Origin of the sequence: Erythrobacter sp. SD-21 (genome assembly GCF_000181515.1) — a bacterium.
Taxonomy (GTDB): Bacteria; Pseudomonadota; Alphaproteobacteria; order Sphingomonadales; family Sphingomonadaceae; genus Qipengyuania.
Genome location: NZ_ABCG01000004.1, coordinates 154,868 through 177,119 on the forward strand (window position 1 = coordinate 154,868; position 22,252 = coordinate 177,119).

General features: G+C 64.5%; 24 protein-coding genes. 19 read left to right on the forward strand and 5 right to left on the reverse strand.

The window, feature by feature from the left end:
- The first annotated feature begins 137 nt into the window (after positions 1–137).
- Positions 138–1,247 (forward strand): dihydropteroate synthase, encoded by a 1,110-nt coding sequence (gene folP / locus ED21_RS08640; protein ID WP_006833491.1) that lies wholly within the window; start codon positions 138–140, stop codon positions 1,245–1,247.
- On the opposite strand, the gene ED21_RS08645 is transcribed toward folP, so the two are convergent.
- Entirely contained in the window at positions 1,244–2,026 is a 783-nt protein-coding gene (locus ED21_RS08645) for an SDR family oxidoreductase (RefSeq protein ID WP_006833492.1), read from the reverse strand. The genes folP and ED21_RS08645 overlap by 4 nt on opposite strands.
- Before the next feature lie 132 nt (positions 2,027–2,158).
- Complete coding sequence (locus ED21_RS08650) at positions 2,159–3,574, reverse strand: sigma-54 dependent transcriptional regulator (RefSeq protein WP_006833493.1); 1,416 nt, start codon at positions 3,572–3,574, stop codon at positions 2,159–2,161.
- Positions 3,575–3,782: 208 nt separating this feature from the next.
- Here ED21_RS08650 and ED21_RS15115 point away from each other — a divergent pair, with 208 nt between their 5' ends.
- From ED21_RS15115 to ED21_RS08720, 15 genes are all read left to right on the forward strand, one after another.
- Positions 3,783–3,908, forward strand: a complete 126-nt coding sequence (locus ED21_RS15115; protein WP_006833494.1) for an aa3-type cytochrome c oxidase subunit IV — start codon at positions 3,783–3,785, stop codon at positions 3,906–3,908.
- Positions 3,909–3,917: 9 nt separating this feature from the next.
- The gene (locus ED21_RS08655; protein WP_006833495.1) at positions 3,918–5,036 is read left to right on the forward strand and encodes a Re/Si-specific NAD(P)(+) transhydrogenase subunit alpha; all 1,119 of its coding nucleotides are present in this window, start codon (positions 3,918–3,920) and stop codon (positions 5,034–5,036) included.
- The gene (locus ED21_RS08660; protein ID WP_006833496.1) at positions 5,033–5,821 is read left to right on the forward strand and encodes a hypothetical protein; all 789 of its coding nucleotides are present in this window, start codon (positions 5,033–5,035) and stop codon (positions 5,819–5,821) included. Before ED21_RS08655 ends, ED21_RS08660 begins: the two co-directional genes overlap by 4 nt.
- Positions 5,822–5,828: 7 nt before the next feature.
- Positions 5,829–6,113: an NAD(P) transhydrogenase subunit alpha gene (locus ED21_RS08665; protein ID WP_006833497.1), complete on the forward strand. Its 285-nt coding sequence runs from the start codon at positions 5,829–5,831 to the stop codon at positions 6,111–6,113.
- Entirely contained in the window at positions 6,113–7,678 is a 1,566-nt protein-coding gene (locus tag ED21_RS08670) for an NAD(P)(+) transhydrogenase (Re/Si-specific) subunit beta (RefSeq protein WP_233995724.1), read from the forward strand. Before ED21_RS08665 ends, ED21_RS08670 begins: the two co-directional genes overlap by 1 nt.
- Positions 7,679–7,682: 4 nt before the next feature.
- Complete coding sequence (locus ED21_RS08675; protein ID WP_006833499.1) at positions 7,683–8,024, forward strand: hypothetical protein; 342 nt, start codon at positions 7,683–7,685, stop codon at positions 8,022–8,024.
- Between the two features lie 57 nt (positions 8,025–8,081).
- Positions 8,082–9,269 carry a parallel beta-helix domain-containing protein gene (locus ED21_RS08680; RefSeq protein WP_006833500.1) on the forward strand — a complete coding sequence of 396 codons (1,188 nt, stop codon included), beginning with the start codon at positions 8,082–8,084 and terminating at the stop codon, positions 9,267–9,269.
- Complete coding sequence (locus ED21_RS08685) at positions 9,266–10,273, forward strand: SO2930 family diheme c-type cytochrome (RefSeq protein ID WP_006833501.1); 1,008 nt, start codon at positions 9,266–9,268, stop codon at positions 10,271–10,273. The genes ED21_RS08680 and ED21_RS08685 overlap by 4 nt, the downstream gene beginning before the upstream one ends.
- Before the next feature lie 165 nt (positions 10,274–10,438).
- Positions 10,439–11,452 carry an alpha/beta fold hydrolase gene (locus ED21_RS08690; RefSeq protein WP_006833502.1) on the forward strand — a complete coding sequence of 338 codons (1,014 nt, stop codon included), beginning with the start codon at positions 10,439–10,441 and terminating at the stop codon, positions 11,450–11,452.
- A gap of 52 nt (positions 11,453–11,504) precedes the next feature.
- A complete protein-coding gene (locus ED21_RS08695; RefSeq protein WP_083800421.1) occupies positions 11,505–12,200 on the forward strand; it encodes an aspartate/glutamate racemase family protein in 696 nt (231 codons plus the stop codon).
- Positions 12,201–12,298: 98 nt separating this feature from the next.
- Positions 12,299–13,459, forward strand: coding sequence for a deoxyguanosinetriphosphate triphosphohydrolase (locus tag ED21_RS08700; protein WP_006833504.1), 1,161 nt, complete (start codon positions 12,299–12,301; stop codon positions 13,457–13,459).
- A complete protein-coding gene (locus ED21_RS08705) occupies positions 13,452–14,147 on the forward strand; it encodes an NAD(P)H-binding protein (protein ID WP_006833505.1) in 696 nt (231 codons plus the stop codon). Before ED21_RS08700 ends, ED21_RS08705 begins: the two co-directional genes overlap by 8 nt.
- An 11-nt stretch (positions 14,148–14,158) precedes the next feature.
- On the forward strand, positions 14,159–14,608 hold the full coding sequence (locus tag ED21_RS08710; RefSeq protein WP_006833506.1) for an ABA4-like family protein: 450 nt from the start codon (positions 14,159–14,161) through the stop codon (positions 14,606–14,608).
- Positions 14,609–14,662: 54 nt separating this feature from the next.
- A complete protein-coding gene (locus ED21_RS08715) occupies positions 14,663–16,213 on the forward strand; it encodes a fatty acid--CoA ligase (protein WP_006833507.1) in 1,551 nt (516 codons plus the stop codon).
- A complete protein-coding gene (locus ED21_RS08720; RefSeq protein ID WP_006833508.1) occupies positions 16,210–16,803 on the forward strand; it encodes a DUF938 domain-containing protein in 594 nt (197 codons plus the stop codon). The genes ED21_RS08715 and ED21_RS08720 overlap by 4 nt, the downstream gene beginning before the upstream one ends.
- A gap of 51 nt (positions 16,804–16,854) precedes the next feature.
- On the opposite strand, the gene ED21_RS08725 is transcribed toward ED21_RS08720, so the two are convergent.
- Positions 16,855–16,986, reverse strand: a complete 132-nt coding sequence (locus ED21_RS08725) for an entericidin A/B family lipoprotein (RefSeq protein ID WP_006833509.1) — start codon at positions 16,984–16,986, stop codon at positions 16,855–16,857.
- A gap of 12 nt (positions 16,987–16,998) precedes the next feature.
- Complete coding sequence (locus ED21_RS08730) at positions 16,999–17,130, reverse strand: entericidin A/B family lipoprotein (protein ID WP_006833510.1); 132 nt, start codon at positions 17,128–17,130, stop codon at positions 16,999–17,001.
- Between the two features lie 134 nt (positions 17,131–17,264).
- Here ED21_RS08730 and ED21_RS08735 point away from each other — a divergent pair, with 134 nt between their 5' ends.
- Positions 17,265–17,489: a hypothetical protein gene (locus ED21_RS08735; RefSeq protein ID WP_156787413.1), complete on the forward strand. Its 225-nt coding sequence runs from the start codon at positions 17,265–17,267 to the stop codon at positions 17,487–17,489.
- 6 nt (positions 17,490–17,495) lie between these two features.
- Here the strand turns inward: ED21_RS08735 and ED21_RS08740 are convergent, their stop codons facing one another.
- Positions 17,496–19,013, reverse strand: a complete 1,518-nt coding sequence (locus tag ED21_RS08740) for a CpaF family protein (protein ID WP_034922005.1) — start codon at positions 19,011–19,013, stop codon at positions 17,496–17,498.
- A 369-nt stretch (positions 19,014–19,382) separates the two neighbouring features.
- On the opposite strand from ED21_RS08740, the gene ED21_RS08745 reads away from it, so the two are divergent.
- Together ED21_RS08745 and glmS are read left to right on the forward strand one after the other, a co-directional pair.
- Positions 19,383–20,285: a DMT family transporter gene (locus tag ED21_RS08745; RefSeq protein ID WP_034922114.1), complete on the forward strand. Its 903-nt coding sequence runs from the start codon at positions 19,383–19,385 to the stop codon at positions 20,283–20,285.
- Positions 20,286–20,342: 57 nt separating this feature from the next.
- The gene (gene glmS / locus ED21_RS08750) at positions 20,343–22,166 is read left to right on the forward strand and encodes a glutamine--fructose-6-phosphate transaminase (isomerizing) (RefSeq protein WP_006833514.1); all 1,824 of its coding nucleotides are present in this window, start codon (positions 20,343–20,345) and stop codon (positions 22,164–22,166) included.
- Positions 22,167–22,252: the final 86 nt, after the last annotated feature.

Consider the following 22,252-nt stretch of genomic DNA (forward strand, 5'->3'; position numbering starts at 1 on the left):
CCGCATGCGATGCCCATCTGCCTTCCCACCTTGAACTTGCGCCACTTACAATCCGCGATCCGCTACGCCCCTTTTTCCGCCCAGGGACGTGTTCCATGTGTTCCATCCTGTCGGCGTTTCGCTAGGGCAGCCCCAACATGACTGACAGCATCTATATCCGCCCCCTGGGCTTCGTTCCCGGTCCGCAGGCCGAGCATGGCAACGCTATCCGGCTGGCGGGCGGCATGGTCTATGCCAGCCGCTTTGCCGTGATCCTGCGCCGCGATGGCGCGGTTGCGGAGCGATGGCTGGCGGCGCCCGACACCATGGCCGAGGTGCTGGGGCATCTGCCCGACACTGTCGCTGCCGATGCGGAAAGCCAGTGGGCGAATCTTACCCTCGCGCATCCGGCGCTGGAGCTGGGCGCGCGCACGGTGCGGCTCGACCAGCCGCAGGTGATGGGCATTCTCAACGTCACGCCCGACAGCTTCAGCGACGGCGGCTTGGCTGATGACGCCGAGGCCGCGCGCGAGCATGCGGCGGCGATGGTCGAGACGGGCGCTAGCATCATCGACATCGGCGGCGAAAGCACGCGGCCCGGCGCAAGGCCCGTCTGGGAAGGCGACGAGATCGAGCGCGTCGTCCCCGCGATCGAGGCTTGCGCGGCCATGGGCGCGGCAGTTAGTGTCGACACGCGCAAGGCCGCGGTGATGGAAGCCGCGCTCGATGCGGGCGCAGCTCTCGTGAACGATGTCTCGGGCCTCACGCACGATCCGCGCAGCGCCGAAGTGGTCGCGGCGCGCGGTTGCCCCGTCGTGCTGATGCACGCGCCGGGGCGGGGCGAGGACCTCCACGAGGACGGCGACTACGACAACGTCGTATTCGACGTCTTCGACGAGCTCCGCAATCGCCGCGACGAGGCGCTGGAGGCCGGAATCGACGCGAGCCGCATCCTGCTCGACCCCGGCATCGGTTTCGGCAAGAGCCTCGCCGAGAACCTCCTCCTCATCAACGCGCTGCAGCTGTTCCACGCGCTCGGCCACCCGCTCATGCTGGGCGCGAGCCGCAAGCGCATGATCGGGGCGATGAGCAAGGAAGAGGATGCCGACAACCGCCTCGGCGGCAGCCTCGCGCTGGCGCTCAAGGGCATGGATGCCGGCGTTCAGCTTATCCGCGTCCACGATGTCCCCGAAACCGTCCAGGCGCGCAATGTCTGGCGGGGCTTGCGCGACGCGGCGCTGACCGATTTTTCGGACCTTCCGGGCTAGCTTCCGGGCGAGGCGGCGCTGCCTGCAAGGAGGCCGCCGTCCAGCGTGAGCTCTGCGCCGGTCATGTAGCCGCTTTCCGGCGAAGCGAGGTATACGCAGAGCGCGGCGACCTCCTCCACCGTGCCGAAGCGTTTCATCGGCGTGTCGGCGACCAGCGCGGCCATCTTTTCCTCGCGGTCGGGCCCGTCGCCCAGCATCGGTTCCCAGATCTCGGTCAGGATCGCGGCGGGGTGGATCGAATTGCAGCGGATCGCCCAGCCGTTTTGCGCGGAATAGAGCGCAACCGATTTGGAGTGGTTGCGGATCGCCGCCTTGCTCGCCGCATAGGCCGCCGCGCCGAGTATCCCGACGAGGCCAGAGCGCGAGGACATGTTGATGATCGAGCCCGCGCCCTTCGCTTTCATGGCTCTCAAGGCATAGCGGCAGCCGAGGAAGCAGCCATCGGTGTTCACCGCATGGACGCGGTGCCATTCGGCAAGGCTGGCGTTTTCGGGATCGTGGGCGGCAGGGCCGTCCTCGAAGCCGGTGATGCCGGCGTTGTTCACCAGCACGTCGATCGCGGGATAGGCATCGGCAAAGGCGTTCCAGTCCGCCTCGCTGGCGACGTCCAATTTCTCGAATTCGCACCCGAGTTCTGCGGCCGCCTTGCGGCCTTCCTCTGCGTCGATATCGGTCAGCACGACCCGCGCGCCTTCCGCTAGAAAAGCCGCGCACACGGCCTTGCCGATGCCGCGCGCGCCGCCGGTTACCACGCAGAGCGTGTCGTTCAATTTTTGCATGGGATCACTTCCAGGAAATTCAGGTGAGGCAGAACGGGACTCCATGGTCCCGGATCGTATCATATCCGCCGCGGCGGTGGCCTTAGTTCACCTGACAAGCTCCTCGAATGCGTGGACGGTCCAATGCCAGCCTTAAGCCGCGTTGTCGATCCCGAGTTCGTGGAGCTTGCGATAGAGCGTCGAGCGACCGATGCCGAGGCGGCGAGCGACTTCCGTCATCTTGCCCCGATAATGTCCGATGGCAAGGCGGATGATGTCGGCCTCGATATCTTCCAGCGCGCGGATATTGCCGTCGTTCTCGTAAAGCAGCACGCCGAGGCCGCGGGCCTTGCTCTCGCCGCGGTCGGCATCGCCGAGCAATTCGTTCAAGTGCGGGAAGCTGTGCGCGGTGAGCGCCTCACGCTGTTCGTGGACACAGGCGCGAAACAGCACGGTCTGCAGCTGGCGGACATTGCCCGGCCAGTCGTAAGCTTCGAGCAGCGAGAGCCCGCTGTCGGCGATCGAATGGCGCTTCATACCCTCCAAACCGCCGATCTCGGACAGGAAATAGCGGGTGAGGGCCGGGATATCGCCCGCCCTCTCGCGCAGCGGCGGCAGAACGATCCGCGTCGCCGAAAGCGTGTCGCACAGCGCTTGCGAGAACCGGCCGTGCTCGGCTAGCGCCACCAGCGGGCGGTTGCTCGCGGCAAGGACTCGTACGTCGATCCGGAAGCCGTGAGCCGCGCCTGTCGGGCGCACGACGGCAGTTTCGAGCACTTCGGCCAACCGATCCTGAATTTCGGCCGCGAGCGTGTCGATCCCGTCGAGGACAAGCGTGCCGCCGTCACAGGCGGCGAGCGCGCCTTCCTGCCGGTCGAAGGCGCCGGCGAAGGCTCCCTTTTCATGGCCGAACAGAAGCGATTCGAGCGTGTTGTGCGGCAGGCCTTCGCAATTGATGCGGCGCGTTTCCGCCTTGGATCGGCCGGAGGCGTGCTGGATCGCGCCGAGCAGCATTTCCTTGCCCGTGCCGCTCTCGCCCTCGACCAGCACGTGGCCATGCCCGCGCGCGGCGGTGGCCGCCTTGGCGATGGCGGTGCGGAAGGTCGCGTCCGAGCCGACCATGGCGTCGAATTCGAGAATCGAGGGCAGCTTTTCGGAAAGCGGCTGCAACTCGTCCCGCGCTGCGGCAAGCCGTGTGGCGCTCTTGAGCGCGACGGCAAGACGTTCGGGCGCGACGGGTTTGACGAGATAGTCGTTGGCGCCCGCGCGCATCGCCTCGACGGCAAGCAGCGGCGAAGTGCTGGCGGTGAGCATGAGGACGGCGACTTCGGGGCGCTTTGCCTTGATCCGGCCGATGAAATCGCAGGCGTTCTCGCCAGGGACACGCCCGTCAAGCAGGATGGTGTCGATGCCCTGCCCCTCTTCGGAACCCAGCATTTGCAGTGCGTCTTCGCAATTGTCGACCGTCAGCGCGCGCCAGCCCTCGCGGGTGGCGAGGGAGGCAATCACGCGGGCTTGCGCCGGTTCGTCGTCGACCAGCATCAACAGGCGGGCTTCCTCTGTCGCCATTGCGCTCGACCTCCTCCTTGGGCGCTTGCCGAAAATGGCATGCGCATCACATCCAGAAAGCTAGCGGAAATGGGTAAAGGCGCGATTAAGGCCGTTTGCGGCGCCGCCTCGCGTGTGGAGAAGGCCCTGCCTATGCTCTTGCCGGGATGGCATGTGCGAGATAGACCCCCGATCCAACAACGACACTGCCAGCAAGGGTAATAGAGATATGAATTCCGCCAACGACCGTAAGGCGCACGAAAAGACCTACGGCTCCTTCATCGGCATGCTGAAGTGGACCGTTCCGCTGCTTGCCGTGGTCACGGCCGTCGTCGTCGTGCTGATCTCGAGCTAAGGCGCGCCGTTGCGGATCGCGGTGCTGAAAGAGCGGGCGCCCGGTGAAAGCCGGGTCGCCATCACGCCCGAAACGGTGAAGAAATTCACCGCCCTGGGCGCCACCATCGCGGTCGAGGAGGGGGCGGGTCACGCCGCCTCGATACCCGACGAAGCCTATAGGGAGGCCGGGGCCGAGGTTGCCACCGGCCCCAAGGCTGTCGAGGGCGCGGATATCGTGCTCGGCGTACAGGCGCCCGATGTAGCTGCGCTGGCAGGCGCGAAACCCGGTGCATGGGTCGCAGCGACCTTCGATCCCTTCCGCAATGGCGAACTGGTCGAGGCCTATGCCAAGGCCGGCTTCGAGGCGCTTTCGATGGAATTCATGCCACGCATCACGCGTGCGCAGAGCATGGACGTGCTTTCGAGCCAGTCGAACCTCGCCGGTTACAAGGCGGTGCTGACCGCTGCCAACGAATATGGCCGCGCCTTCCCCATGATGATGACCGCCGCGGGCACGGTGCAGGCGGCCAAGGTTTTCGTGATGGGCGTGGGCGTGGCGGGCCTGCAGGCGATTGCGACTGCCAAGCGGCTCGGCGCGCAGGTCAGCGCGACGGATGTGCGCTCGGCCACCAAGGAGCAAATCCAGTCGCTCGGCGCGAAGCCGGTCTTCGTCGAGGAAGTCGCAGGCATTGAGGGCGAAGGCTCGGGCGGCTACGCCGCCGAAATGAGCGAGGAATACCAGAAGGCGCAGGCCGAACTGGTCTCCAGCCACATCGCCAAGCAGGACATCGTCATCACCACCGCGCTGATCCCTGGGCGTCCAGCCCCGCGCCTGATTTCGGATGCTCAGATTGCTTCGATGAAGCCGGGCAGCGTGATCTTCGACCTTGCCGTGGCGCAGGGCGGCAATGTCGAGGGATCCTCTCCCGACGAGACCGTAGTTAAGCACGGCGTCAAGATCATCGGTTTCTCCAACACCGCAACGCATCTGGCAGCCGACGCCTCGGCGCTGTTCGCGCGCAATTTGTTCAACTTCCTTTCCGCTTTCTGGGATAATGAGGCGGGCAAGCCCATCCTCGACGATGAAATCGGCAATGCCGTGCGGCTGACGCAGGGTGGCAAGGTCGTGAGCGAGAGGCTCACATGAAGCGTCTCTCTATCCTCTCGACTGCCGTTGTTGCGATCTTCTGCGCTTCTACGCTGTCCGCCAGTGCGCGATCGTCTATCGTGCCACTGTTCGTTACCGCACCCGATGGCGGCGAAGCAGCCGAGGGCTTCGTAGATGAGAACGATGCCTTCTACACCGTGCCGGTCGTGTCAGGTGTCACTGTAACGCTGCCACGGAAGATCGCTGTGCCCGGAAGCGTCATGACGCGCTACCTGGCTGCCGATACTGTGTTGTTTCAGGCAGCTAGCAGCGATGGAATTGCCTATTGTGCGTCGTCCAACAAGGATCCTGATGCCCCACCCCAATATGACAGGATGGTGCGCGTCTTCGTATGTCTGCGAGACGATGATCGTGACGGCGTTTTCGACCGCGCTATGACCACCGGTGGCGAGGCTTCGGTATTTCCGGTCATGCAGGAGCGGGGCAATGATTGGCGCGCGCTGGACGAACCCGTTCCTTACACCCTTTCGACTGAGCGGCCCTATCCCGTGGACTACACCATGCGGTTTGTTCTGCGCCGCGCACTCCCGAAAAAGGACGTCGTATTCGTCGCGTTGAGGATCGGTCAGGGCAGCGAGGCCGAGACGATTTCCTACGACCGCTACGAGCTGGGGCCAGATGGCGAACTGGAGTTATTCGGAGGCCGGTTCAGGGTGACTTCCATGACCAAAGATGGTGCGCAGTTCGAAGTTGTTCGGCCCCTACCGATACGTCCGGTGATCCTTGGCAAGACATCGGCGAGAGCATTCTACGTTCCGGGATAGGCACACTATGGACTTCATTTCGATCCTGTCGATCTTCGTGCTGGCGTGTTTCGTCGGCTATTACGTGGTCTGGTCGGTCACGCCCGCGCTGCACACGCCGTTGATGGCGGTGACCAATGCGATCTCCTCCGTGATCATCGTCGGCGCGCTGATTGCGGCGGCGGCGGCGGATGTGCCGGGGGCGAAGTGGCTGGGGCTGCTCGGCATCGTGCTCGCCAGCGTGAACATCTTCGGCGGCTTTGCGGTGACGGCGCGAATGCTGGCGATGTACAAGAAGAAGGAGAAGAAGTGATGCGTCGCCTTCTCCTTGCCGCGCCATTTGTGTTGCTTGCCGCGCCTGCTCATGCCGCAACCGGTGAAGCGGTGAACCCGTGGGTGGCGCTCGCCTATCTCGTGTCGGGCGTGTTCTTCATCCTCGCGCTGCGCGGCCTGTCCTCGCCCGCAACGAGCCGGACGGGCAACCGCTTCGGCATGATCGGTATGCTGATCGCGGTGGTGACGACGCTGGTGACGCATTGGCCGCATTATTCGGACGGCAATTGCGCTCGGCTTGCTGCTGAGAGCGAAACGGGCTTTGCTGGTTTTTGCACGGACGGGATATGGATTGACTGGACTGTCGTCGGCGAAATTATGGCGGCCATCGCCATCGGTGCGATAATTGGTATCAGCATCGCCCGCCGCATTGCGATGACCGCAATGCCGGAACTGGTCGCGGCCTTCCACTCGCTTGTCGGCCTCGCCGCAGTGCTGGTGGGCTGGGCGGCCTATCTCAATCCGGGCGCCTTCGGGTTGCTCGTGGGCGACAGCATCGGCGCGGTTTCCAAAGTAGAGATGGGTCTCGGCATCGCCATCGGTGCGATCACCTTCTCCGGTTCTGTCATCGCCTTTGCCAAGCTTTCGGGCCGGATGAGCGGTTCGCCGATCCTGCTGCCCGCGCGGCATATCATCAATCTCGGCACGCTGGCGGCGATCATTGCGCTCACCGCGCTCTTCGCCATGGCTGGCCCAGCCGAGACCATGCCGCTGATTATCGCGTTGACGGTGCTGGCCTTCCTCATCGGCTTCCTGCTGATTATCCCCATCGGCGGAGCGGACATGCCGGTCGTGGTATCGATGCTGAACTCCTATTCGGGTTGGGCGGCGGCGGCGATGGGCTTTACGCTTGGCAACACGGCGATGATCATCACTGGGGCACTGGTGGGCTCTTCGGGCGCGATCCTCAGCTACATCATGTGCCGCGCGATGAACCGCAGCTTCATCTCCGTGATCGCGGGCGGCTTTGGCGCGGACGACGGCGGCGCAGGCGGCGGCGAGGCGAAGGAGCAGCGCCCCTACAAGCAGGGCAGCGCAGCCGATGCGGCCTTCATGCTCGAACAGGCGGAAAAGGTCATCATCATCCCCGGCTATGGCATGGCGGTGGCGCAGGCCCAGCACGCGCTTCGCGAAATGGCCGACCTGCTCGAAGAAAAGGGCGTGGAGGTGAAATACGCCATCCACCCCGTTGCCGGGCGTATGCCGGGGCATATGAACGTGCTCCTCGCAGAAGCCAGCGTTCCTTACGAAAGCGTCTTCGAGCTGGAGGACATCAACAGCGAATTCGCGCAGGCCGACGTCGCCTTCATCATCGGCGCGAACGACGTGGTGAACCCGGCGGCCAAGACCGACAAGTCGAGCCCCATCTACGGCATGCCGGTGTTCGACGTGGACAAGGCCAAGCAGGTGTTCTTCATCAAGCGTTCGATGGGCGGCGTGGGCTATGCCGGGGTCGACAACGATGTCTTCTACATGGACCAGACCATGATGCTGCTCTCCGATGCGAAGAAGATGGTCGAGGAAATCGTGAAGGCGCTCGACTAGGATCATGCGCAAGGCAATCATCTGGATCGCCGTGCTGGCGATAATCGGCATGGGCCTGTGGAGCTATTTCGGCGGCTTCGAGCGGGTGACCGCGGGCCGTATCGAAAGCGCGCTGGTGACGCGCGGGGTGCCGCAACCCGTCGCCGCCTGCATGGGCACGCGCCTCTCCGAACGCCTCACCATCTCGCAGTTGCGCGAGCTCGAACGTATCGGCGAACGCGAGGCGGAGGCGGGCCTTCCCACCAGCACGGTCGAATTCCTCGAGCGCATCCGCTCGGTCGAGGACCGCGAACTGATCGAGGTCGTTGGCACCTCGGCCGCCATCTGCTCGTTCACGGCGCGTTAGACGCGCTTGCAATACGCTCCCTTCTCGGCACTATGGTGCGCTGAGAGGGAGAGAGACATGACGCGCATTGCCATTTTCGCCGCCTTGCTGGCCGGGGCCAGCCCGCTGGCCGCCGAGACCCACACCATCACGCCGGGCGACGGCGCGCAGGAGCGGCTGCAGGAAGCGCTGATCCTTGCCGAGCCGGGCGACGAGATCGTGCTCGAAGCAGGCCGCTACACGCTGACCGACGGGCTCAGCCTCGATGTCGACAACGTGACTGTGCGCGGGGCCGGGATGGACGGCACCGTGCTCGATTTTACCACCCAGGCCGGCGCGGGCGAGGGGCTGCTCGTCACCAGCGACAACGTCACCTTGCGCGATTTCGCGGTCGAGAATCCCAAGGGCGACGGGATCAAGTCCAAGGGCGCGGACAACATCGTCTACCACCGCCTGCGCGTCACCTGGACGCGCGGACCGCACCCCGAAAACGGCGCCTATGCCATTTACCCGGTCGAGAGCACCGGCGTGCTGGTGGACGGCGTGAAAGTCACCGGTGCCAGCGATGCGGGCATCTATGTCGGCCAGTCCGACCGCATCACCGTGCGCAATTCGATCGCCGAGGCCAATGTCGCCGGGATCGAGATCGAAAACAGCCGCAACGCGCTGGTCGAGCATAATGTCGCCACCCGCAACACGGGCGGCATCCTCGTCTTCGACCTGCCCGACCTGCCCGTGATGGGCGGCGGCAATGTGATCGTGCGGAACAACCTCGTCGTCGCCAACGACACACCCAATTTCGCGCCTCCGGGCAATATCGTCGCCGGGGTGCGGCGCGGCACGGGCATCATGGTGATGGCCAATGAGAACGTGCTGATCGAGGACAATATCCTCTCCGGCAACCCGACGGCGCCGGTCATGGTGATCGCCTATGTCCAGCCCTATGACGACGAGCGGTACAATCCCCTCGCGCGCAATATCGTGGTGGGCGAAAACGCCTTCGACGGCGGCGGCTACGATCCGCAGCTGGACGGGGCGGAGATGCTGACGGCGGCCTTCGGAGGCGAATTGCCGCCGGTCATGTGGGACGGCCTCGGCAGCCTTTACGTGGCCGAGGGCACGCCGGGCTGGACGCTGAACCTGACCGAGCAGGGCAAGGGGCTGGGCGCCGCGCGGCCTGCGCCGCTCACGGTCGAACCGCCGGCCAGCGCCTTCGACGCCAGCGGCATTGGCGCTCCGGCCGAACTGGAGACGCGGCTGAAGTGACGCGACACCTCGCCATCCTTCTTCTTGCTGGCGCGTCGTTCGCGGCGGCGTTCGGCGTGCGGGCGACGACGCTGCCAATGCATCAGGTCAACGACAGTGCGGTGGTCGAAAAGAGCCTCCCGCGCCTGCTGTCACAGTTCCGGTTTTTTGAAGATGGTCCGAAACAGGTGCCTGCCTATCGGGTCATGCCCTATCGGCTCAACACACCGCTCTATTCGGACGGAGCCGAGAAGCTTCGCTTTGTCTATGTCCCGATGGGCGAGCAAGTCACGGTGGCCAACGACGGGCTGCTGCAATTTCCCGTCGGCAGCGCGCTCATCAAGACCTTTGCCTTTGGCAATGGCGCGGACAGGCGGCTAATCGAAACGCGCGTGCTGCTGCATCGGGCCGATGGTTGGCTGGCGCTTCCTTATCTGTGGAACGCGGAGCAAACCGAGGCGGAACTGGCTGTCGCGGGCGCGCGTATCGACCTCACCACGCCGAAGGGCGAGGCAATCAGCTACCGTGTGCCGAACAAGAACCAATGCAAGGAATGCCACGGGCTGGACGGTGCGGTAACTCCCATCGGCCCCAAAGCGCGCAACCTGTCTGCCGAATGGATAGAAGCCAGTTTCGCCCTGTCTCCGGCGGATGGGGGCGCAATGCCCGATTGGGAAGACCGCGATCAGGCCAGCGCTGAGGCCGCCGCGCGTGCCTATCTCGACGTCAATTGCGCGCATTGCCACAGGCCGGGCGCGACCGCTTCGAACAGCGGGCTGGACCTGCGCTGGGAGCAGGACGACCCGAAAGCGCTCGGCGTGATGAAGCGGCCCGTTGCCGCCGGACGCGGGGCCGGCGCGCATCTCTTCGACGTCGTGCCGGGCGAGCCGGACCAGTCGATCCTGCTCCACCGGATGCTCAGCAACGAGCCCGGTGTCGCCATGCCCGAACTCGGCAAGGCCACGGTGGACGAGGAAGGGACCGAGGCCGTGCGGCGCTGGATCGCGGAAATGCCGGCGCGCTGACTTTCCTACCCCGAGCCATGGGAGCTATGGGGATGCCATGAACAAGGTGCCAAAATTCGCGAGGGTCGGGGCCGCGAGCCGTCCGGGAAATCTCTTTCCAGGACTGTGCTCCATGCGCTCCATCCTTAAGCCTAGCGCGCGCGAAACTGAACGGGGAGCAATCGAATGAAGTGGGTCTGGCGCGGATTGGGCGTGATAGCGGCGCTGCTGGTGGTGGCGTTCCTCGTGCTGCGGGTGCCCGACACCGATCCTGCCGAAATGCGCGCCAAGTATGGCGCCGCGCCCTCGCAGTTCGTCGACATCGGCGAGGGGCGCGAGCTCCATGTGCGCGACGAGGGACCGCGCGATGCGCCGGTCATCGTGCTGCTGCATGGCTCAAACGCCGACTTGCACACATGGCAGGAATGGGCGGAGATCCTGCGCGAGGACTACCGCGTGATCCGCTTCGACCAGCGCGGCCACGGTCTCACCGGACCCGCTCCCGACGACGACTACAGCGCCCAGGGCTTCGGCGCGGATATCGACGCGGTGACGGACAAGCTTGGGGTCGACACCTTCACGCTGGCGGGCAATTCGATGGGCGGCGGGATCGCGATGGCCTACGCGCTCGACAAGCCCTGGCGGCTCGATGCGCTGGTGCTGGTCGATGCAGGCGGCGCGCCGGTCAAGCGCGAGGGCGGCGGCAATCTCGCCTTCACGCTCGCCGGCATGCCGGTAGTGGGCGATGTGCTCAGCCAGCTGCTCCCGCGCAGCCTTGTCGCCAAAAGCCTCTCCCAAAGCGTCTCCAACCAGCAGGCGGTGACCGATGAGGCGATCGACCGCTACTGGGAGCTGGCGCGCTATCCCGGCAATCGCGGCGCGACGCGGAAGCGCTTCTCGGCCCCGCGAACCGCTTTCGACGCAGCCGAGATCGGCCGGGTGAAAGTCCCGACACTGGTGATGTGGGGCAAGGAAGACGCGCTGATCCCTTTTGCAGCGGGCGAATGGTATGCCGAGCACCTGCCGGGCGCGACTCTGGTCGCCTATGACGGGATCGGGCACATTCCGATGGAGGAGGCGCCCGAACGCAGCGCAACCGACCTGATGATCTGGCTCGGCGATGCGCTCGTGCCGCCCGAATTGCCGAAAGCGGGCCGCGGTATGGAACCGGCGCAGGGCGAGGCCGTTCTAACCCCTTGAACATGAGGGGCCGCTCAGGGGGCGGCGCAGTTCTGCAAGAAGGGAGCGCCATTTGCGCACTTTGGGTCTCATCGGCGGGATGAGCTGGATTTCCACCCGCGCCTATTACGAACGGATCAACCGGTTGATCCAGAAGCGCGCCCAGCCGATGGCCAGCGCGCCGATGCTGATCGAAAGCCTCGACTATTCGCGCATTGCGGCCGCCAAGGGCCAAGACGATTGGGACGGCATCGCCTCCATCCTCGTCGAAAGCGCGCGGCGGCTGGAAGCGGCCGGGGCGCAGGGCATCGTCATCGCGGCCAACACGATGCACAAGGTCTACGACCGCGTGGCGGAAGGCATCTCCATCCCCGTGCTGCACATCGCGGATGCGGTCGGTGTGGCCATGGCCGAAGCCAAGTGCGAGAACGCCGCGCTGCTGGGCACGCGGTTCGTGATGACCGAGAGCTTCTATCGCCAGCGGCTGGTGTCGCACGGCGTGGACCTGCTCCCGCCCGACCCGAACGATGTCGAGCTGGTCGATGGCATCATCTACAAGGAACTGATGCTGGGCCGGGTTACCCGCGATGCGGAGCGCGCGCTTAAGACGGTCATCACCATGAAGGACAAGGAAGGCGCGGACGCCATCGTGCTCGCCTGCACCGAGCTGGAACTCGTGGTCGATACCGACGCCAACGTCCTGCCGGTGTTCGATTCCACCGACATCCACTGCCGAGCGGCGACCGACTGGATCATGCAGGACGGCTGATTTACCCGCACTGGCGCACCTTCCTGCCGAAAAGCGTTGACGTTCGCTTTTCGTTCACGTTGTCGCGGTGAATCGGCTGACCTAAGCCTTGCCGCTCAATGGAAAGAGCCCCTTACGCCGCTGACCCCGCGCAATCGCGCGGACGCGAATTCGCCGAAGACCGCGACGGTGCGCGCGGCCCACGCAGCGAGTTCCAGCGCGACCGCGACCGGATCATCCACTCGATCGCCTTCCGCCGCCTGCGCTCCAAGACGCAGGTGTTCGTCGCGCCCGATGGCGACCACTACCGCACGCGGCTGACGCACAGCATCGAGGTCGCCCAGATCGGCCGTGTCATCGCCCGCGAACTGGGGCTGGACGAAGACCTCACCGAAGCGCTCTGCCTCGGTCACGACATCGGTCATCCGCCCTTCGGCCATGCCGGCGAGAAGGCGCTGGAAGAAGCGATGGGCCATGCGGGCGGCTACGATCACAACGCGCACGGCATCCGCACTTTGGCGCGGCTCGAAAGCCCCTATCCCGATCACGTGGGTCTCAACCTCACTTGGGAAACGCTGGAGGGCATGGCCAAGCACAACGGCCCCGTCGGCGCGGCCAATTGGGCTCTGACCGAGATCGATAGCGATTTCCCGCTCGAACTCGGCGACTGGCCTTCGCTCGAAGCGCAGGTCGCCGCGGTGGCGGACGATATCGCCTATGACAATCACGACATCGACGACGGCCTTCGCGCCGGTTTCATCGATCTCGACGACCTCATGGAACTCGATTTCCTTGCCGACCAGTTCCGCCGCGTGGAACAGCGTTTCCCGAACGCCCCGCGCGACACGCAATTGCGCGAGCTGGTGCGCAGCCAGATCGGCCTGATGGTCAACGACGTTATCGAGCACACGCGCGCCAATGTCCAAGGGATGGACAGCATCGGGCAGGTGCGCGGGGCAGGCAAGCAACTGGCCGGCTTCTCTCCCAGCCTTGCGGGCGAGGAGCGGCGGATGAAGAAGTTCATGTACCAGCGGCTCTATTACCACCCCGAGCAGATCCAGACCGCGGAAAAGGCGCGCGACGTGGTGGCGCGGCTCTTCGTCGCATACCAGCAGGACCCGACGACCATGCCCGACGCCTGGCTCGAACGCACGCCTAAGGACGACCCGGGCAAGAGCCGCCACATCGCCGATTTCATCGCCGGGATGACCGACCGCTTCGCCCTCGAGCAATGCCGCCGCATCTACGGGCGTGCGCCGGAAGGCCTGTCCAATGTCTGACGCACTGAGCCTGTGCCTCGTCGGCGCGACCGGCCTCATCGGGGGCAAGGTCATGGAAGAATGCGTCGGGCGCGAGGACATTCGCCTGCAGGCCATCGCCCGCCGCGAGGCAAAGCTCCCGCAAGGCATCCGTATCGAATATTTCGTCGCCGATCCCGACAAGTGGAACGAGGTCTTCGAGGCGCTACGCCCCAAAGCGGTGATCTGCGCGCTAGGCACGACGTGGAAGAAGTCGGGCGAGGACGAGGCTGCGTTTCGCGCGGTCGACCAGGACCTCGTGCTGGCGACCGCCAAGGCTGCGCTTGCGAACGGTGTCGATCGTTTTGTCGCAGTCAGCTCGGTCGGAGCCGATGCCGCATCGAAGAACTTCTACCTGAAGGTGAAAGGCGAGACCGAGCGCGAGCTGACGCGGCTGCGCTTCCCGCGCCTCGACATCCTTCGCCCGGGCCTGCTGATCGGCGACCGCGAGAGCGACCGTCGCGTGGGCGAGCGGCTCGGCATTGCGGCGGCACCGGTCGCCAATCTCTTCATGCACGGCAAGTATCGCCAGTATCGCGGGATCAAGTCGCAGATGGTTGCAAAGGCGGCGATTGCGCTGGCCAAACGCGCTGCCCGGGGCCGCTTCGTCCACGATAACGACGCTATCCTTCGCGTGGCGAACACCTTGCCTGCGCTGGTCGAGAACTGAAGGGCACCGCCATGTGGACGACCGCTTTTGCCGCCTCCAACCTGCTCGCGCTCGTCATGTGGGCGGCGCTGATCCTCTTGCCGCGCTGGCCGGCGCTGCTCGCCGCCGTGCTCTATCTCGGCATCGGCCTGCTCTGCCTGGCCTACGCGCTGGGACTAGCCGGCATCCTGACGGGCGCGCTCGACTCGGTCGGGGGCGGCGGCTGGCCGGATTTCAGCACGATCGAGGGTGTGCGCTCCATCTTTGCCAGCGACGGAGGGGTGACCATCGGCTGGATCCACTATCTCGCCTTCGACCTCTTCGTCGGCCTGTGGATTGCGCGCGATGCCGATGCGAAAGGCTTTTCGCGGCTGGTGCAGGCACCGATCCTGCTGACGACCTTCCTCGCCGGGCCGCTGGGATTGCTGGTCTGGCTGGCGATCCGCGAGCGCCGGGCTCGCGCGGGTGGCCGCTGGCAATAGGGTCCTTGCGCGCATTGCCATGCGTGGCATGATGTTCTTCGAGAGGAGAGCCGCATGTCAGAAGAGCCGAAACTGAGTTTCGACCAGTTCATTCGTCACTGGGCCAGGGAGAGGCCCGGTCACACGGCGCTCGAACAGGATGGCGCGGCCATCACTTTCGGCGAGTTCGAGGAGCGCAGCCGCAAGATCGTCGCCATGCTGGCGGCACGCGGTATCGCCAAGGGCGACCGGGTCGCCTGGCTGGGCAAGAATTCGCGGCTCTATTTCGAACTGTTCTATTCGGCTGCCCGCATGGGTGCGGTGATGGTGCCTATCGGCTGGCGGCTGGCCGCGCCCGAAGTAGCCTATATCCTCGGCGACACAGGCGCGAAGCTGCTTTCCATCGGCGAAGGCTTCGAGGAGGCGGCGGCTAAGGCCTGCGGGCAGATGGACAGCCCGCCGCAAGTGATCTCCACGCCCGATGCGGAGGGAGCTATCGAGAACGAGGCTGCAAAGGAGTTCGAGCCCGCCGGCCCCGACGACGCCGTGCTCCAGCTCTACACTTCCGGCACCACCGGTAATCCCAAGGGCGCGGTGCTGACCAACCGCAACCTCTTCGCGCTGCGCGTACCGAGCGAGGAGGAGGGCCAGCCCTGGTCGCATTTCGACGAGGACGAGGCGATTCTCGTCTGCATGCCCTGCGCGCATATCGGCGGGACGGGTCTCGGCATCATGGCGATGAGCAGCGGGATCCGCGCGATCGTGCAGGAGGAATTCACGCCGGACGGTGTGCTCGACGGGTTCGAGCAGGGCATCACGCGGCTCTTCATTGTACCTGCGGCGCTGCAGATGGTCGTCCAGCATCCGCGCGCGAAGACTACCGATATGTCGGCAATAAAATACGTGCTCTATGGCGCGGCGCCGATCCCGCTCGACCTGCTGCGCGAAGCGGTGAAGACCATTCCCGATGCCGGTTTCCTCCAGTGCTACGGCATGACCGAGACCACCGGCACCATCGCCGCGCTGCCGCCGGAAGACCACGACCTCGACGGCAACCAGCGGATGAAATCCGCGGGTAAGGCGGTGCCGGGTGTCGAACTCAAGGTGATCGGAGAGGATGACGCGGAATTGCCGCGCGGCGAAGTCGGCGAACTGATCTGCCGCAGCCCCTCCAACATGGCCGGCTACTGGAATCTGCCCGAAGCGACCGAAAGCTCGCTGGTCGACGGCTGGATGCACACGGGCGATGCCGCCTACATGGACGAGGACGGCTACGTCTACATCCAGGACCGGATGAAGGACATGATCATCTCCGGCGGCGAGAACGTCTATCCGGCGCAGGTCGAAAGCGCAATTTACGGCCACCCGCAGATTGCCGAAGTGGCGGTGATCGGCGTGCCGGACGAGACCTGGGGTGAGACGGTGAAGGCCTGCATCGTGCTCAAGCCCGGAGAAGAGCTGGACGAGGCCTCGGTCATCGCCTGGACGAAGGAGCGGCTGGCCGGCTTCAAGGTCCCGCGCAGCATCGACGTGCTCGACGTCATGCCCCGCAACGCCAGCGGCAAGATCCTGCGCAAGGACCTGCGCGCCCCCTATTGGAAGGGCCGCGAGAGGCAGGTCAATTGAAGCGCCACGCCCCGGCGACCGCGCGCAATTCCGAGCCACTCGCCGAAGTGCTGGCGAAGGAATTGCCGGATTGCGGTCTGGTGCTGGAAATCGCCAGCGGGACGGGTGAACATGCCATCTTCATGGCGCGGCGCTTTCCCATGCTGCGGTGGCAACCGAGCGACCAAGATGCATCGGCCCTCGAATCGATCGCCTCGTGGGCAGGGGAGGCCGGCCTGGCGAACCTGTTGGAGCCGATCGATCTGGACGCTTCGGATGATACCTGGCCGATCGACGCCGCCGATGCGATCCTGTGCGTCAACATGATCCACATCAGTCCCTGGAGCGCGAGCGAAGGGCTCTTTCGCGGCGCGGCCAAGCTTCTGGAAAAGGGCGCGCCGATCATCCTCTACGGCCCGTATCTCGAAGAGGGCACGGAGACGGTCGCTTCCAATCTCTCCTTCGATGCGAGTCTCAAGGCCCGCGATGCGGCCTGGGGCCTCCGCTCGCTCGAAACCGTCGACGAGCTAGCAGCGCGCAATGGGTTCAGCCGCAGCGCGCGTCATGAAATGCCGGCGAACAATCTCACGGTGGTGTTTCGCCGGACATAGAAAAACGCCCGCCGGTTGAGGCGGGCGTGCTTCTACCTACTGTCCGAAAGGTCAGTTGATGGCTTCTTCTCCGGCTTCGCCGATGGACTGGACGTCCCTGCCGAAGCCCTTGACCGTGTTGCAGCCGGCCACCACCACCGACATAGTCAGAACGGAAAGAAGAAGGGTAATTTTCTTGGTCATTAAGATCGATCCTTAATCGATCGCGTCTTCTCCGGCTTCACCCACCGATTCCACGTCACGACCGAAACCCTTGACGGTGTTGCAGGCAGTCGCGGTGAGCGCAATCGAAGTGATACCGAACGCGAGGAGTAGCTTCTTGATCATCGGTTTTCCTTCCCGAGGAGCCCGTTGGTGGCCTTCTGACGCTTAACAACGCCTTACGAGAGGGCGGGTTCCGCTGTCGGAAGGGTCGAAACGGTCTTGGCGCGGCGCTCGGCCCACACCATATGCGCGCGGCGATGCCCGACTTCCTCACTTTTGCCAGCGACGCCGACATTCTCGCATTGTGGGGTGCGGCCTTCCTACTGCTCGCCGGTTTCACGCTGGCGATGGACCGCCGCCGCCAGAAGCGCGCGCGGATCGACGGGGTCGGGTGGGTGCCCTGGACCGGCCTGTTCCTGACCTGTGTAGTGGTAGGCGGCGGCCTGCTGGCCGTCGCCGTACCGGGAATTATCAGAGGTTAGGGAGCCTTAGAGGCAGGCTTCCAGGTAGGCTTGGTCGAACCCGAACTGGCGGGCTTTTTCCAGCGTATAGGGACGCAGGCCACTCGAGCGGAATTCACCGAGGATCTTGCCGTCCTCGCTCTCGTCGAGATACTCGAACTTGAACAGGTTCTGCGTCACGATAACGTCGCCTTCCATGCCGATCACCTCGGTGATGTCGGTGGTGCGGCGCGAACCGTCGCGAAGGCGCTTTACCTGCACGATCAGGTCGACCGATTCGGCGATTTGGCGCGAAATGGCTTCCTTCGGGATCTTGATGTCGCCCATTAGGATCATGTTTTCCATACGGCCGAGACACTCACGCGGCGAGTTGGCGTGAAGCGTACACATGGAACCGTCGTGGCCCGTGTTCATGGCGGCGAGAAGGTCGAAACATTCCGCGCCACGGATTTCGCCCAGGATGATGCGGTCAGGACGCATACGCAGAGCGTTCTTCACGAGGTCGCCGATGGTGATGGCGCCCTGGCCTTCAAGGTTCGGCGGACGCGTTTCGAGCGGCAGCCAGTGCGGCTGCTGCAGGCGAAGTTCGGCGGCGTCCTCGATGGTGAGCACGCGCTCGCCCGGGTCGATCATCTTCGACAGGGCGTTGAGCATAGTCGTCTTACCCGAACCCGTACCGCCCGAGATAACGATGTTCATGCGGCAGGCGCCGGCAATCTTTAGCGCGGTACACATCTTCTCGCTCATCGAGCCGAAGCCCTGAAGCATGTCGAGCGTGATGGGCTTTTCGGAAAACTTACGAATTGAGAGCGCGGTCCCGCGCAGCGAAAGCGGCGGCACGATAACGTTCACACGGCTGCCGTCCTTGAGACGGGCATCGGCCAGCGGCGTGGTCTGGTCGACGCGGCGGCCGACCTGGTTCACGATGCGCTGGGCGATCTGGAACAGGTGCTGTTCATCGCGGAAACGGATCGGCGCGATCTGCAGCTTCCCCTTCTTTTCCACGTAGGTCTGGTCGGGGCCGTTGACCATGATATCCGAAATATCGGGGTCGTTTAGCAGTTCTTCCAGCGGACCGAAGCCGAGCAGCTCGTCGATCAGGACTTTTTCCAGCGCGAACTGTTCACGGCGGTTGAGCGTGACCTTCAGTTCCGCCAGCACTTCCATGATGATCGGGCGGAATTCTTCCGACAGCTCATCCTTGGTCAGCGTGGCAGCCGCTTCGGGGTCGACGCGTTCGAGCAGGCGGGGAAGAACCTGCTCCTTGATCTTGTGGACGCTCGCCTCGAAACCGCCAACTTCGCCTTCGCTCTGGTGCGTGGCGTTCATGCGCTCGTCGAGGCGAGACATGGCGTCATTGCTCGTGGCACGACCGGGCGCCGAGGCTCCTTCTGCGGGGAGGGGGGGGAACTGTTCGCCGCCGTCGTCGCCACTTTCGGCAGGCGGCTTGGCTCCGCCACCGTTCATTGGACGGGCAACACCAAATTGCTGACGCGCGCCGGAACCCATGCCCGATGGACCGTTTTTCCGCCCGAATGCACTCATTGCATAAACCCCCGAGGTCGATAATTCATCGCACGCCTTCTCTGCCCGACGGACAGCGAAGCGCGCGTTTGGATGTTTGGTGAATAAGTTGGAAACCTTGATTTTTTCCTAACCGCCCGAGGCGTGGAAGCGAAAAATTTACCAAGGCGATGACCGGATGACGCGGTACTTCACCGGGTACAGAGGTTTCTAAAGCACCTTGTGATTTCAGAAGGGTAAAGGTGCGGTTTCGCGGGACGTAGGATTGTGCCGCATCGGCACCTGGCCGCCGCCTTTCCGAGATTTTGGCGGGTTTTCCTCCTGTGCAATTGTTGTATGCGCAGCGCCGACACTTCCTCGCCGCATTCCCTATCGAAAGCCTATCCCGTCATGCAGCACTCCGAACGCAGCGGCATCCTGATCGCGCTTTGCGGCTTTGCGCTGCTGAGTGTCGGCGATGCCGTCATCAAGACCATGGCGGGCGAGTTCTCGCCCCTGGGCGTGGCGGCGTGGCGCTTCGCGCTTGGCGCCGCGGGCCTTTCGATCCTGCTGTCGGCGAACGAGGGCAAGGCCGCGTTTCGCCCGAGCAATCCGCGCCTTCAGGCCATTCGCGGCGTCTGTCTTGCCGCCGCCTCGCTGTGTTTCTTCTCGGCCATCTTCGTGATGCCGCTGGCGACCGCCATGGCGCTGGCCTTCGTCTCGCCGGTAATTGTTGCGCTGCTGAGCGGTCCGCTATTGGGCGAGAAGGTCCGTCCGGCAGTCTGGGCAGCGAGTTTCGTTGCGCTGGTCGGTGTCGCCATGGTGCTGCGGCCCAATCTTGCGGAGCTAGGCCTCGTGGCGCTGCTCCCGCTCGCCTCGGCCTTCTTCTTTGCGCTGATGATAATCGCCAACCGCGCCAGCGCGGGCCAGGGGAGCGCGCTTTCCATGCAGGTCTTCATGCAGATCGGCGCGATGCCCGTGCTTATCCTCGCAGCCCTCGGCGGTCATTTCTCCGGCGTCGAGAGCCTGCGCCTCGCCATACCGGACTGGACTGTGCTGGCACGCTGCGCCGTGGTGGCGGTCACCGCCAGCAGCGCGCACTGGCTCGCCTATATCGGCACGCAGCGCGCGGGCGCGGCGACCATTGCGCCTACCACTTATGTACAGATGCTAGTGGCAACCTTCCTCGGCTGGTGGTGGTTCGGCGACGTGCCCGACCTCCTCACGCTGGCGGGGGCGGCCATTATCATCGGAGCAGGCCTGCTGCTCTGGTGGAGCACACTGCGGGAACCCGCACCCGTCCGCGCCGATTGATTGCCCGACGGGAGGCGCTACATCTGCGTCTGACAGACATTCAAGGGGTCACCATATATGTGCGGAATTATCGGTATCGTCGGCAGGGAAGCTGTCGCCGAGAGGCTGGTCGACGGTCTGAGGCGCATGGAATACCGGGGCTATGACAGCGCGGGCGTCTGCACGATCCACGAGGGCGACCTCGTGCGCCGCCGCGCGGAAGGAAAGCTCAACAATCTCGTTGCCGAGCTGGTGAACAATCCCGCGCCGGGCGAAATCGGCATCGCACACACCCGCTGGGCCACGCATGGCGCTCCGACGGCGAACAACGCCCATCCGCATGCGACCGACAAGGTGGCGATCGTCCACAACGGCATCATCGAGAATTACAAGGAACTGCGCGCCGAGGTGAAGGCTGCCGGACGCACGATGGAGAGCGACACCGACAGCGAGGTTGTCGCCCATCTGCTGACCCTCCGCCTCGAAAACGGCGAGACGCCGCACGAAGCCGTCGCCAACATGCTGCCCCGCCTCCGCGGGGCCTTTGCGCTGGCCATCGCCTTCCGCGATTATCCCGACATGCTGATCGGCGCGCGTCGCGGCTCTCCGCTGGTGGTCGGCTATGGGGAGGGCGAGAACTACATCGGCTCCGATGCGCTGGCGCTGGCCCCGCTGACCCAGCAGATTTCCTATCTCGAGGAAGGGGACTGGGTCGAAGTGACTCGCGAAGGCGCGAAGATCTTCGACGAGGAGAACCAGGAGGTCACGCGCGAAGTTCGCACCTCCGGTGCCTCGGCCGCCGCGACCGAGAAGGGCAATTACCGCCACTTCATGCAGAAGGAGATTTTCGAGCAGCCGACCGTGGTCGCTCAGACGCTCTCCTCCTACCTGCGCCGCGAGGACGTTTCGGTAGCGCTGCCGCAGCTCGACTTCGACATTTCCAGCATCCGCCGTGTGACAATTGTCGCCTGCGGCACGTCGTATTACGCCGGCATGGTGGCGAAATACTGGTTCGAGCAGTTCGCGCGCGTGCCGGTCGACATCGATGTGGCTTCCGAATTCCGCTATCGCGAGCCGGTGCTGGAAGACGGTGGGTTGTCGCTCTTCATCTCGCAAAGCGGGGAGACGGCCGACACGCTGGCCGCTCTGCGCCATTGCAAGGAAGCGGGCCAGACCATCGCCGCTGTGGTCAACGTGCCAACCAGCACGATGGCGCGTGAGGCGGATTTGCTCCTGCCCACCCACGCCGGGCCGGAAATCGGCGTCGCCTCGACCAAGGCCTTCACCTGTCAGCTCGCCGTCCTCGCCGCGCTTGCCGCGCATATGGCGGTGAAGAAGGGGCTGATGAGCCGCGAGGAAGAATATGAGGTGGTCAAGCACCTCCTCGAAGCGCCTGCGTGCCTCAACGCCGCGCTCGACCATGACGAGGATATTGCCGCCATGGCGCACCTCATCGCCCCGGCGCGTGACGTGCTCTATCTGGGCCGCGGACCGGATTACCCGCTGGCGCTCGAAGGGGCGCTGAAACTGAAGGAAATCAGTTATATACACGCTGAGGGCTACGCCAGCGGCGAGATGAAACACGGACCCATCGCGCTGATCGACGACGATGTGCCGGTGATCGTGCTCGCGCCGTCCGGCCCGCTGTTCGAAAAAAGCATCTCCAACATGGAAGAGGTCCGCGCGCGCGGCGGGCAGATCGTGCTGATTTCGGACGCCGAAGGACTGGAAGACGCAGGCGAGGGCTGCCTCGCCACCATCGAGATGCCCAAAGTCCACCCGCTGATCGCTCCGCTGGTCTATGCGATCCCGGTGCAGCTGCTCGCCTATCACGTGGCCTGCGTGAAGGGCACCGATGTCGACCAGCCGCGCAATCTCGCCAAGTCGGTGACGGTGGAGTAGGCCCCACTCTTTTTTCCGATGTCTTTCCAGAGGCTTCGACGCCGAAGGAAGCGCTGACAGCTCACTTATGTAAGTGCGCCTTCTTT